Annotated in this window: 11 protein-coding genes; 8 read left to right on the plus strand and 3 right to left on the minus strand. The window is 72.8% G+C overall.

Features of this window, described 5'->3' with window-relative positions; translation table 11 throughout:
• Positions 1–157 precede the first annotated feature (157 nt).
• Positions 158–1,816 carry an FAD-dependent oxidoreductase gene (locus tag ACZ7HT_RS04635; protein WP_471159676.1) on the minus strand — a complete coding sequence of 553 codons (1,659 nt, stop codon included), beginning with the start codon at positions 1,814–1,816 and terminating at the stop codon, positions 158–160.
• 231 nt (positions 1,817–2,047) lie between these two features.
• Between ACZ7HT_RS04635 and ACZ7HT_RS04640 the strand changes: the two genes are divergently transcribed.
• The 7 genes from ACZ7HT_RS04640 to ACZ7HT_RS04670 all read left to right on the plus strand — a co-directional run bounded on the left by ACZ7HT_RS04640 (position 2,048) and on the right by ACZ7HT_RS04670 (position 7,330).
• Positions 2,048–3,169 carry a SchA/CurD-like domain-containing protein gene (locus ACZ7HT_RS04640; protein ID WP_471159678.1) on the plus strand — a complete coding sequence of 374 codons (1,122 nt, stop codon included), beginning with the start codon at positions 2,048–2,050 and terminating at the stop codon, positions 3,167–3,169.
• Between the two features lie 90 nt (positions 3,170–3,259).
• A complete protein-coding gene (locus ACZ7HT_RS04645; RefSeq protein WP_471159680.1) occupies positions 3,260–3,685 on the plus strand; it encodes a cupin domain-containing protein in 426 nt (141 codons plus the stop codon).
• Entirely contained in the window at positions 3,682–4,950 is a 1,269-nt protein-coding gene (locus ACZ7HT_RS04650) for a beta-ketoacyl-[acyl-carrier-protein] synthase family protein (protein WP_471159682.1), read from the plus strand. Before ACZ7HT_RS04645 ends, ACZ7HT_RS04650 begins: the two co-directional genes overlap by 4 nt.
• The gene (locus ACZ7HT_RS04655) at positions 4,947–6,197 is read left to right on the plus strand and encodes a ketosynthase chain-length factor (RefSeq protein WP_471159684.1); all 1,251 of its coding nucleotides are present in this window, start codon (positions 4,947–4,949) and stop codon (positions 6,195–6,197) included. The genes ACZ7HT_RS04650 and ACZ7HT_RS04655 overlap by 4 nt, the downstream gene beginning before the upstream one ends.
• A 26-nt stretch (positions 6,198–6,223) precedes the next feature.
• Positions 6,224–6,481 (plus strand): acyl carrier protein, encoded by a 258-nt coding sequence (locus tag ACZ7HT_RS04660; RefSeq protein WP_471159686.1) that lies wholly within the window; start codon positions 6,224–6,226, stop codon positions 6,479–6,481.
• 1 nt (position 6,482) lies between these two features.
• Positions 6,483–6,962 (plus strand): SRPBCC family protein, encoded by a 480-nt coding sequence (locus tag ACZ7HT_RS04665; RefSeq protein ID WP_471159688.1) that lies wholly within the window; start codon positions 6,483–6,485, stop codon positions 6,960–6,962.
• 35 nt (positions 6,963–6,997) lie between these two features.
• Positions 6,998–7,330, plus strand: coding sequence for a TcmI family type II polyketide cyclase (locus ACZ7HT_RS04670; RefSeq protein ID WP_030690533.1), 333 nt, complete (start codon positions 6,998–7,000; stop codon positions 7,328–7,330).
• Positions 7,331–7,413: 83 nt separating this feature from the next.
• Here the strand turns inward: ACZ7HT_RS04670 and ACZ7HT_RS04675 are convergent, their stop codons facing one another.
• Together ACZ7HT_RS04675 and ACZ7HT_RS04680 are read right to left on the minus strand one after the other, a co-directional pair.
• Entirely contained in the window at positions 7,414–8,442 is a 1,029-nt protein-coding gene (locus ACZ7HT_RS04675; protein ID WP_471159691.1) for a methyltransferase, read from the minus strand.
• A 49-nt stretch (positions 8,443–8,491) separates the two neighbouring features.
• Positions 8,492–9,556 carry a right-handed parallel beta-helix repeat-containing protein gene (locus tag ACZ7HT_RS04680; RefSeq protein ID WP_471159693.1) on the minus strand — a complete coding sequence of 355 codons (1,065 nt, stop codon included), beginning with the start codon at positions 9,554–9,556 and terminating at the stop codon, positions 8,492–8,494.
• 322 nt (positions 9,557–9,878) lie between these two features.
• On the opposite strand from ACZ7HT_RS04680, the gene ACZ7HT_RS04685 reads away from it, so the two are divergent.
• Complete coding sequence (locus tag ACZ7HT_RS04685) at positions 9,879–10,421, plus strand: sortase (protein WP_471159695.1); 543 nt, start codon at positions 9,879–9,881, stop codon at positions 10,419–10,421.
• The last annotated feature ends 117 nt before the right edge of the window (positions 10,422–10,538 follow it).

Below are 10,538 nucleotides of genomic sequence, written 5' to 3' on the forward strand. Positions count from 1 at the left end.
CGGGGGGAGCCGGGACCAGCGGCTGGCGAGATGCTCCGTGCTGGGGCCCGGATGAGCCGGGACCAGCGGCTCGTGCGCCGCGCCGCATAGGCGCCTCGGGCCGGCGGAGACGGAACGGGGCGGCCCGCTCCCGGAGGTGCGCGGACCGCCCCGCTCGTCAGCCCAGGTCGAGCACGGCCGCGAGGGCCCCCCGCAGGGCCGACTCCGGGTCCTCCGACGACCCTTCGGACCGCCAGGCGACGAAGCCGTCCGGGCGGACGAGGACCGCACCGTCCACGGTGACGCCGTGGGCCGCGGCCCAGTCCTCGCCGTCCACGGTCGAGAGCTCCGCGTCCGGTCCTGCGCCGATGCGGTACGAGGCGAGGGGCACCGCGAGGCGCTCGGCGACGTGCGCCGCCGCCGTGTGCCAGCCGCCGAGGGCCCCCGCCGAGCTCAGCAGCACGGGAGTCCGCTCGTACAGGTCGAGGGTGGAGATCCGCTCACCCGGCCGGTCGAGCCAGAGGTGCGGCGCGCGGCTGCCGGGCTCGCCCGTCAGCCGCAGCCCGTCCGGGACGACCGGCACCGCCGGGTCCGCGCCCAGGACCGCGCCGCGCGGATAGCGGTACCCGAGCGCGACGTTGAGGATGCCGCCCCGCTTCCCGCCGGGGCCGCCCGCCCCCGGCTCCGGGGAGTAGCCGGGGTGGCTGTGCTCGACCGAACGCGAGGAGGCCCGGGCGCTCGTCGCCTCCGCGACCGGCCGGCGCTCCGCGTCGTACGAGTCGAGCAGCCCGGGACCGGCCCAGCCGTCGAGGACCGCGGAGAGCTTCCAGGCGAGGTTGTGGGCGTCCTGGATGCCGGTGTTGGAGCCGAAGGCGCCCGTGGGCGGCATCTCGTGGGCCGAGTCGCCGGCGAGGAACACCCGCCCGTCCGCGTACCGTTCGGCGATCCGCTCGGCCGCGTGCCACGGCGCCCGGCCCGTGACCTCCACGTGCAGGTCCGGCACGCCCACGGCACGCCGGATGTGCTCCCTGCACCGCTCGTCGGTGAACTCCTCCAGGGTTTCCCCGTGTTCGGGGTGCCAGGGGGCGTGGAACACCCACCGCTCGCCGTTGTCCACCGGCAGGAGCGCCCCGTCCCCCTCCGGGGACGTGAGGTAGCAGACGATGAAGCGCCGGTCGCCGACGACGGCCGCCAGGTCACGCGACTCGAACGTGACGCTCACGTTGTGGAACAGGTCGCCCGGCCCGGTCTGCCCGATGCCGAGCTGCTCGCGGATCGGGCTGCGCGGGCCGTCCGCCGCGACGAGGTACTCCGCCCGGATGGTGGTGTGCTCGCCGGTCTCCCGGCTCTTGACCCGCGCGGTCACGCCTTCGTCGTCCTGCTCGAACGACATCAGCTCCGTCGAGTACCGCAGGTCGCCGCCCAGCTCCCGCGCGGCGTCGAGGAGCACGGGTTCGAGGTCGTTCTGGCTGCACAGGCACCATTCGGCGGGGCTGAACCGGGCCAGGCCGCCGCCCGGGTCGATGCTCCGGAACAGCCATTCGCCGGCATCGCCCACCAGGGTCGGCGTCTGCAGGATCCCGTTGTTCGACGACAGGACCTTCGCGGCCTCGTGGATGCGCTGCCGGACGCCGGCGCCCCGGAACACCTCCATCGTGCGCACGTTGTTCCCGCGTCCCCGCGGGTGGACCGAGGTGCCGGCATGGCGCTCGACGAGCGTGTGGGGCACGCCGAGACGCCCCAGGAAGAGCGAGGTGGACAGGCCCACCAGGGAGCCGCCCACGATCAGGACGGGCGTGCGGTGTCCGATCTCACCGGTCGCTTCGCTTCGGTTCATCGATGGCCTCCAGCGTCACCGGTGACGCGGGTCGGGGATGGGATGCAGATGCCTGCCCGGCCGAGCCCGGGACCGTGCGCGAGGGCCACCCGAATGACGCGCGGTTCACTCATCCGCCCCGTGGGGCTCGCGTCGACGTGTGGCCCGCGTGAAGGTTCGGTACATGACGACCCCGGCCATCCGAGCCAGGCGGTCCCTCCCCGCACTCGCATACGAGAAGAGGTGCGCCGTATGACCAGCACGGCACGCATATCGCAGTCGGTGTTCGACGGGTCCAGGCTGCGGGTGATCCTGCTGCTCGACCTGTACGACGGAGCCCAGCAGCAGTTCCTCGAAGCGTACGAGGTGATGCGCAAGCAGGTGGCCGGCGTCCCCGGCCACATCAGCGACCAGCTGTGCCAGTCCATCGAGAACCCCTCGCAGTGGCTGATCACCAGCGAATGGGAGAGCGCCCCGCCCTTCCTCGCCTGGGTGAACAGCGAGGAGCACGTCGAGATGGTCAAGCCGATGCACAGCTGCGTCCGGGACACCCGGTCCATGCGCTACAGCATCCTCCGGGAGACCGGCGCACGGCGGCCGCTCACCCCGGAGACCGCCACGGCCGAGCAGGTCGCGGCCCGTGTCGGCGACGGAGTGACCCGCCACGCGCTCACCTTCACCGTCAAGCCGGGCTCCGAGTCCAAGGTCGCGGAGCTCCTCGCCGGCTACGAGTCGCCCGAGGCCCAGGTCGACGAGAACACACGGCTGCGCCGCACCTCGCTGTTCATGCACGGCAACCGCGTCGTGCGGGCGGTCGAGGTGGAGGGCGACCTCCTGTCCGCCCTGCGGCACGTCGCCCGGCAGCCCGGCGTACGGGCCGTCGAGGAGGCCATCAACCCCTACCTGGAGCAGGACCGGGACCTCACCGACCCCGAGTCGGCCCGCGTCTTCTTCACACGTGCGGCCCTCCCGGCCGTGCACCACGTGGTCTCCGCCCGGCCCGAGCCGGCCGACCTGCGGCGCCACGCCCTGTACTACCCGGCCAAGGAGGGCCGCGGCACCGACCTGGCCCGGCTGCTCGCCCAGCAGGACGCGGAGGCGGCGGTCGACCCCGGCAGCCCGATCTACGGCAGCACCGTCTTCCAGCGCGACGACGTCGTCGTGCGGCTCGTGGACGCCGAGGGCGACCTCGACCTCCATCCCGTCGCCGCCCTCGGCGTCAAGGGCGAGCGGAAGGCCAAGGTCCTGGAGCGCCTCCTCGACGGCGCCGCCATCGGCATCGAGGGGTCCCTGGACAGCGAGCGCAACCTCAACCGGCTCCTGTCGCACGCCGACATGCTGCCCGTCACCGACCGCCGCGCGGCCGACTCCTGAGAGGACGGACCCGGGGCACCGGCCCCCTCCCAGGGGCCGCGCCCCCCGACCGTGCGTCACATCTCATCGCCACACCCGGAGGTATCAACCATGCTCCAGCAGCGTCCGCGCATCGTGAACCTGAGCGACACGGAACCCAACCGCAGACGCGGTGGGGACCTGCGGGCCATGCTCACGCCCGCCACGGTCGGCTCCACCAGCGGCTTCATGGGGCTGGCCCTCATCGAGCCGGGCGACCGCATCGGCGAGCACTACCACCCGTACTCCGAGGAGTTCGTGTACGTCGTCCAGGGCCTGCTCGAAGTGGACCTGGACGGTGAGACGCACACGCTCCGCCCGGAGCAGGGGCTGCTCATCCCGATCGACGTCCGGCACCGGTTCCGGAACGTCGGCGACATCGAGGCCCGCATGGTCTTCCACCTGGGCCCCCTCGCCCCGCACCCGAGCCTCGGCCACGTCGACACCGAGGCGAGCGAGCCGGAGGGGGCGCGCGAGCGGGAGGGGGCCCTCGAGTGACCCGGCGCGTGGCGGTCACCGGCATCGGCGTGGTCGCCCCCGGCGGCGCCGGAACGGCGGCGTTCTGGGACCTCCTCACCCAGGGGCGTACGGCGACCCGCGGCATCACCCTGTTCGACCCGGCGGGCCTGCGCTCCCGCATCGCCGCCGAGTGCGACTTCGACCCGTACGCCCACGGCCTGTCGGCGGAGCTGAGCCGGCACACGGACCGGTACGTGCAGTTCGCCGTCGTCGCCGCGGGAGAGGCCGTGCGCGACTCCGGGCTCGACACCGCCGCCGAGGACCCCTGGCGCGTCGGCGTCAGCCTCGGCAGCGCCGTCGGCGGCACCACCCGTCTGGAGCACGACTACGTCCTGGTCAGCGAGCGCGGCCGGCGCTGGGACGTGGACCACCGCGCCGCCGATCCGAAGCTGCACCTGGCGTTCGCGCCCAGCACGCTCGCCTCGGTGGTCGCCGAGGAGTACGGCGCCCAGGGCCCGGTGCAGACGGTCTCCACCGGCTGCACCTCCGGCCTCGACGCCGTCGGCTACGCCTTCCACACCATCGAGGAGGGCCGGGCGGACGTGGTCATAGCCGGGGCGTCGGACTCGCCGATCTCCCCGATCACCATGGCCTGCTTCGACGCCATCAAAGCCACGTCGCCCGACAACGACGACCCCGAGCACGCCTCCAAGCCCTTCGACAACCGCCGCAACGGCTTCGTCATGGGCGAGGGCGCCGCGGTCCTCGTCCTGGAGGAGTACGAGCACGCCAGGGCCCGCGGCGCGCACATCTACTGCGAGATCAGCGGCTACGCCACCTACGGCAACGCCTACCACATGACCGGTCTGACCGGCGAAGGCCTTGAGATGGCCCGGGCGATCGACACCGCGCTCGACCAGGCCAGGCTCGACCCGACGGCGATCGACTACGTCAACGCGCACGGCTCCGGCACCCGCCAGAACGACCGGCACGAGACCGCCGCCGTCAAGCGGTCCCTCGGCGCCCACGCGTACGACACGCCGATGAGCTCCATCAAATCCATGGTGGGCCACTCGCTCGGCGCGATCGGCGCGATAGAGGTCGCCGCCTGCGTGCTCGCCCTGCAGCACCAGGTGGTGCCCCCGACCGCCAACTACGAGATCCCCGACCCCGAGTGCGACCTGGACTACGTGCCGCGCACCGCCCGCCCCCGGAAGCTGAGGAACGTGCTCTCCGTCGGCAGCGGCTTCGGCGGCTTCCAGTCCGCCGTGCTCCTGACCGGGCCGGGCGGGAGGACACGATGAGCACACAGCGGCCACGGCCGGCGGTCGTCACCGGGATCGGTGTGATCGCCCCCAACGGACTGCGCACCGACGCGTACTGGAAGTCCGTCCGGGAAGGCCTCGGCGTTCTCGGACGGATCACCCGCGAGGGCTGCGAGCACCTGCCCCTCAAGGTCGCGGGGCAGGTCGAGGGCTTCGACGCCTCGGCCCTCATCGACGAGCGCTTCCTCGTCCAGACCGACCGGTTCACCCACTACGCCATGGCCGCCGCCGCGCTCGCCCTCGACGACGCCGGCCTCGGCCACGAGGAGGGATCCGAGGAGCCCTTCGACATCGGCGTCGTCACCGCCGCGGGATCGGGCGGCGGCGAGTTCGGCCAGCGCGAGCTGCAGAAGCTGTGGGGACAGGGCTCCAGGTTCGTCGGCCCGTACCAGTCCATCGCCTGGTTCTACGCCGCGAGCACCGGCCAGATCTCCATCCGGCACGGCTTCAAGGGGCCGTGCGGGGTCGTCGCCAGCGACGAGGCCGGCGGCCTCGACGCCGTCGCCCACGCCGCCCGCGCCGTCCGGCGCGGGACCGGCGCGGTCGTCGTCGGCGCCGCCGAGGCGCCCCTCGCGCCGTACTCGATGGTCTGCCAGCTCGGCTACCGCGAGCTCAGCACCGTCGACGACCCGGACCGCGCCTACCGCCCCTTCACGGCCAAGGCCTGCGGCTTCGTCCCCGCCGAGGGCGGCGCCATGCTCGTCGTCGAGGACGAGACCCGGGCCCTCGACCGGGGCGCGACCGTGCGGGCCACGGTCGCCGGCCACGGCGCCACCTTCACCGGCGCCTCCCGCTGGAAGGAGTCCCGGGAGGGACTCGCCCAGGCCATCCGGGTGGCCCTCGACGAGGCCGACTGCGCCCCGGAGGAGATCGACGTCGTCTTCCCCGACGCCCTCGGCGTACCGGAGGCGGACCGCGCCGAGGCCCTGGCGATCGCCGACGTCCTGGGCGCGCACGCCACGCGCGTCCCGGTGACGGCCCCCAAGACCGGCTACGGCCGGGCCTACTGCGGGGCACCCGTACTGGACACCGCGGCCGCCGTGCTCGCCATGGAACACGGCCTGGTGCCCCCCACCCCCCACGTGTACGACATCGACTGCGACCTCGACGTGGTGATGTCCCGCGCTCGGCCCGCCGAGCTGCGCACGGCCCTCGTCCTCAGCAGGGGACTCATGGGATCCAACGCGGCGCTCGTCGTGCGCCGCGGTGGCGGACTCGCCCGGTAGGACCGGGCGGCGAAGGAGAAACGCACATGATCACCACGGAATTCACCTACGGCGACCTGGCCGCCCTGATCAAGCAGTCGGCCGGCGTCACCGTCGCGGCGGAGCAGCTCGCGGAGTCCCCCGAGACCCCCTTCAGCGGCCTCGGCGTCGACTCGCTCGGCCTGCTCGGCATCGTCGGCGAGCTGGAGAACGGGCACGGCGTGACGCTGCCCACCGACGCCGAGCGCTGCAAGACGCCCGCCGAGTTCGTCGCCCTCGTCAACAACGCCCTCGCAGGAGTCTGACGTGTCCGGACACACCGACAACAGCATCACCATCGACGCCCCCCTCGACCTCGTCTGGGACATGACCAACGACATCGAGAACTGGCCGCGGCTCTTCAGCGAGTACGCCTCCGTCGAAGTCCTCGAGCGCGAGGGCGACACGACCACCTTCCGCCTGACCATGCACCCCGACGACAACGGGAAGGTATGGAGCTGGGTGTCGGAGCGCACCATGGACCGGGTGAACCGCCGGGTCCGCGCCCGCCGCGTCGAGACCGGACCGTTCGCGCACATGGACATCGCCTGGGAGTACGAGGAACTGCCCGGCGGCGTCCAGATGCGGTGGGTCCAGGACTTCGCGATGAAGCCCGACGCCCCCGTCGACGACGACTGGATGACCGACAACATCAACCGCAACTCCCGCACCCAGATGGCCCTCATCCGGGACAAGCTCGTGGAGGCCGCGCGCGAAGGCCGTAGCGCGTCGGTCAGGCCCGTCTGACGCACCCCGTCAGGACCGACCAAGGAAGGACACCGATGCACCACGCACTGATCGTCGCTCGTATGGCGCCCGGCTCGGCGCCCGCGATCGCGGACGTGTTCGCCGACTCCGACCGCGGTGAACTGCCGCACCTGGTGGGGGTCGCGCGGCGCAGCCTGTTCCAGTTCGGCGACGTCTACCTGCACCTCATCGAGTCCGAGCAGGACCCGGCGCCGAACGTCGCCAGGCTGGCCGGACACCCCGAGTTCCGCGGCGTCAGCGAGCGTCTGTCGGCGTACGTCAGCGCGTACGACCCGACGACCTGGCGCAGCCCCAAGGACGCCATGGCGCACTGCTTCTACCGCTGGGAGCGGGACGCCGGCTCCTGAGCCGGGAACCACAGGTGAAACCCGAGGCCGCCCGCCCCGCGACAGTCGCGGAGCGGGCGGCCTCGGGTTTCCCGGCGTCCTCGTCAGGCGGGCACGGTGCACTCGAAGGCGTGGAGGTACGCGTTCACCGGACGGATCTCGCCGATGACGAGCCCGGCGTCCGTGAGCCGGTCCACCATGCTCTGCCGGGTGTGCTTCGCGCCGCCCACGTTGAGCAGCAGCAGCAGGTCCATGGCCGTCGTGAACCGCATGGACGGGGTGTCGTCCACGAGGTTCTCGATGACGACGACGCGGGCCCCGGGCTCCGCCGCCTTCCGGACGTTCGCCAGCGTCCTGCGGGTGCTGTCGTCGTCCCACTCCAGGATGTTCTTGATGACGTAGACGTCGGCACGGACCGGGATGTCCTCCCGGCAGTCACCGGGCACGATCCGGACCCGGGGGGCCAGCGAGCCGCCCTCCCGCAGCCGCGGATCGGCGTTGCCGACCACCGCCGGCAGGTCGAGCAGCGTGCCGTGGAGTCCGGGGTGCTTCTCCAGGAGGCTCGCCAGGACGTGGCCCTGGCCGCCGCCGATGTCCACGACGGAGGAGGCCCCGCGCAGATCGAGCAGTTCGGCGACGTCCTCGGCCGACTGGCGGCTCGACGTCGTCATGGCCCGGTTGAACACGTACGCGGACTCGGGCGCCTCCTCGTTGAGGTACGAGAAGAACTCCCGTTCGTACACGTCCTCGAAGACGTTGCGGCCGGAGCGCACCGCCTCGTCGAGCTTGGGCCAGACGTCCCAGGTCCAGGGCTCGGTGCACCACAGCGCGATGTAGCGCAGGCTGTGCGGGTCGTCCTCGCGCAGCAGCCGGGACATCTCCGTGTGCCCGAAGGTGCCGTCGGGCTGCTCGGTGAAGACGCCCTGGCAGGCGAGGGCGCGCAACAGCCTGCGCAGGGTGCGGGGTTCGGTCTTCACCGCGGCCGCGAGGGCCTCCGCGCTCATGGGCGTGTCGGCCAGCGCGTCGGCCACGCCCAGGCGGGCGGCCGCGCGCACGGCGGCGGCGCACGCCGCGCCGAAGACGAGTTCTCGCAGCCGCATGGGCGGCGGGGGAGCGGATTCGACGGTCGTCATCTGTTTCGCCTTGCCTTTGCTGTCGTGCGGTACGGGTGGGCGAGGGAGGTCAGCACATGCCCGCGGGCTGGGAGACGCCGCAGGTGTTGCCGCGGAAGGTGTTGGTCTTGGCGGTGTCGCGGTCGGCGAGGTCGGCGGCGCCGTTGCGCAGCGCCACGTTGTCGCGGATCTCGATCCGTTCGTTGGGGACGCCCACGAAGCTCTTGAAGAGCACGATGCCGCCGGAGAGCGGCGTGTCGCCCACGTTGTCCTCGACCGTGTTGTGCGCGACGAGGGTGTCCTCGGCGCCGGTGAGCACGATGCCCGAGCCCTGGAGGGCGGGCAGGCGCGGGGTCTTGGGGCAGAACTTGTTGTTCTCGCGGATGGTGTTCTGGCGCACGGTCATCGCCCCGGCGCGCGGTGTGGACTCGTCGCCCACGACGAACACGGCGGCGCAGTTGGCGGCCGCCTCGTTGTGGTCGACGGTGAGGTTCCGCAGACGGCGCACGGTGATGCCGATCCGGTTGCCGGACACGCGGTTGCCGCTGACGACCGTGCCCCGGGTGTCGGTGGCTCCTCCCTCCTCGGTGACGGTGTTGGCCAGGAACAGGCCGGCGTCGCCGTTGTTCCGGGCGGTGTTGTGGCGCACCACCGCGCGTACGGACCGCTCCTGGGCGATGCCCCACGTGCCGTTGGACTCGGCGGTGACCCGCTGGACGTCCAGGCCGTCGGTCCACTTGGCCCACAGGCCGTTCTTGGCGAAGCCCCGGAGGGTCAGCGAGCGCACGGTCACGTCCTCGACGGGACGGTCCTGGGTGCCGGTGACACAGATGCCGTTGCCCGCCTGGGCGCACGTACCGGTGCCGGGGGTGGCCGGGGGCACGAGGACGGTCGGGAAGACGCTCGAACCACGGAGCGTCAGGTGCGGGGTGGTGATGTGGACGCTCTCGCGGTACGTGCCGGGGGCGAGGATGATCGTGTCGCCGGGGCGCGCGGCGTCCACGGCCTGCTGGATCGATTCGCCCGGTTTCACCCGGTGCACCGACCAGTCGGCCGCGGCGGGGGCGGCGGCGCCGAGCCCGGAGCCCGCGAGGGCCGCGGTGCACGCCAGGAGGGCGATCTGTCGTTTCGTCATATCGCGAAGTTATGAGCGCCCGTTCCGGCCCGCCACCGCTGATCCCCCGGGCGGGCCGGGGCCGACCGGGGGCCCTGGCGTCCGGGCGTCCGGCCACTGGTCCGTTCGCGTGCCGGGCGAGATCACCCGGGGGGCGGTACGTGCACGGTCGTGACCTGCTGTGACGGGCGCGGGCGGCGGCGGCCGTGGGTCCGACCGGCCGACGGCCGAACGCGCTCCCCGAATTGCGGGAGCCCCGCACCGGCCTTTGCCTCGTGCAGGGAGCACAGCACAGGTGCCGCGCGAAGAAGCCGGCCGGAAAGCTCCACCGAAGGAGAGAAGCATGCGTCGCGCACGTACCGGTCTGCAGGTCAGCCTGATCGTCGGCGCCGTCGTCCTGTCCGCCCCCACGGCGCTCGCCGCGCCCGGGGACCCCGATGTCCGCATCTTCCCGATGAACGCCTCGCCCGGCACCACCGTCACGGTCAGCACCACCGCGTGCGGCAAGGAGACCTACGGCAAGGGCGAGTCGGACGCGGGCGGCAAGTTCCACCTCCTGCCGGGAGACCGCGCGGGTGTCCTGGTCGGCGAGTTCGTGGTGCCGGAGGGCGCCGTCTCCGGCACGGACACCATCACCCTGAAGTGCCCGCCGCGCATCAAGCAGACCGTCACCTACCACATCTCCGGCCGGCCCCACGGCGGCGTCGAGGCCGGCTTCGGCTGGGCCGCCGGCGCCGCGGCCCCCGCGCCGGGCCCCGCCGGGGAACCCGCGACCGACTCCACCGGCAACCCCCTCGCCCTGGGCGGCGTACTGCTCGCCGGGGCCGTGGCGGGCGGGGCGGTCCATCTGCGCCGACGTGCGAGGAGGGCCCGTACCTCGGCCTGATCGCCGAGCCGTTTACCCCTGTGAGGAGTGGGGGCGAACCGGGGAGGGCGGGGGGGGGAAACCCCTTTTTGGGTGGGAAGGCGGGACGGAAGTGGGTGGTTCCCTTTCCCCGTTAGC

The sequence above is a fragment of the Streptomyces sp. NPDC037410 genome (assembly GCF_055602235.1).

Bases quoted from the DNA above. Each gene is read 5' to 3' on its own strand.
- ACZ7HT_RS04635 (WP_471159676.1), bottom strand. From the start codon at position 1,816: ATGAACCGAAGCGAAGCGACCGGTGAGATCGGACACCGCACGCCCGTC.
- ACZ7HT_RS04660 (WP_471159686.1), top strand. From the start codon at position 6,224: ATGATCACCACGGAATTCACCTACGGCGACCTGGCCGCCCTGATCAAG.
- ACZ7HT_RS04640 (WP_471159678.1), top strand. From the start codon at position 2,048: ATGACCAGCACGGCACGCATATCGCAGTCGGTGTTCGACGGGTCCAGG.
- ACZ7HT_RS04645 (WP_471159680.1), top strand. From the start codon at position 3,260: ATGCTCCAGCAGCGTCCGCGCATCGTGAACCTGAGCGACACGGAACCC.
- ACZ7HT_RS04675 (WP_471159691.1), bottom strand. From the start codon at position 8,442: ATGACGACCGTCGAATCCGCTCCCCCGCCGCCCATGCGGCTGCGAGAA.
- ACZ7HT_RS04685 (WP_471159695.1), top strand. From the start codon at position 9,879: ATGCGTCGCGCACGTACCGGTCTGCAGGTCAGCCTGATCGTCGGCGCC.
- ACZ7HT_RS04655 (WP_471159684.1), top strand. From the start codon at position 4,947: ATGAGCACACAGCGGCCACGGCCGGCGGTCGTCACCGGGATCGGTGTG.
- ACZ7HT_RS04680 (WP_471159693.1), bottom strand. From the start codon at position 9,556: ATGACGAAACGACAGATCGCCCTCCTGGCGTGCACCGCGGCCCTCGCG.
- ACZ7HT_RS04670 (WP_030690533.1), top strand. From the start codon at position 6,998: ATGCACCACGCACTGATCGTCGCTCGTATGGCGCCCGGCTCGGCGCCC.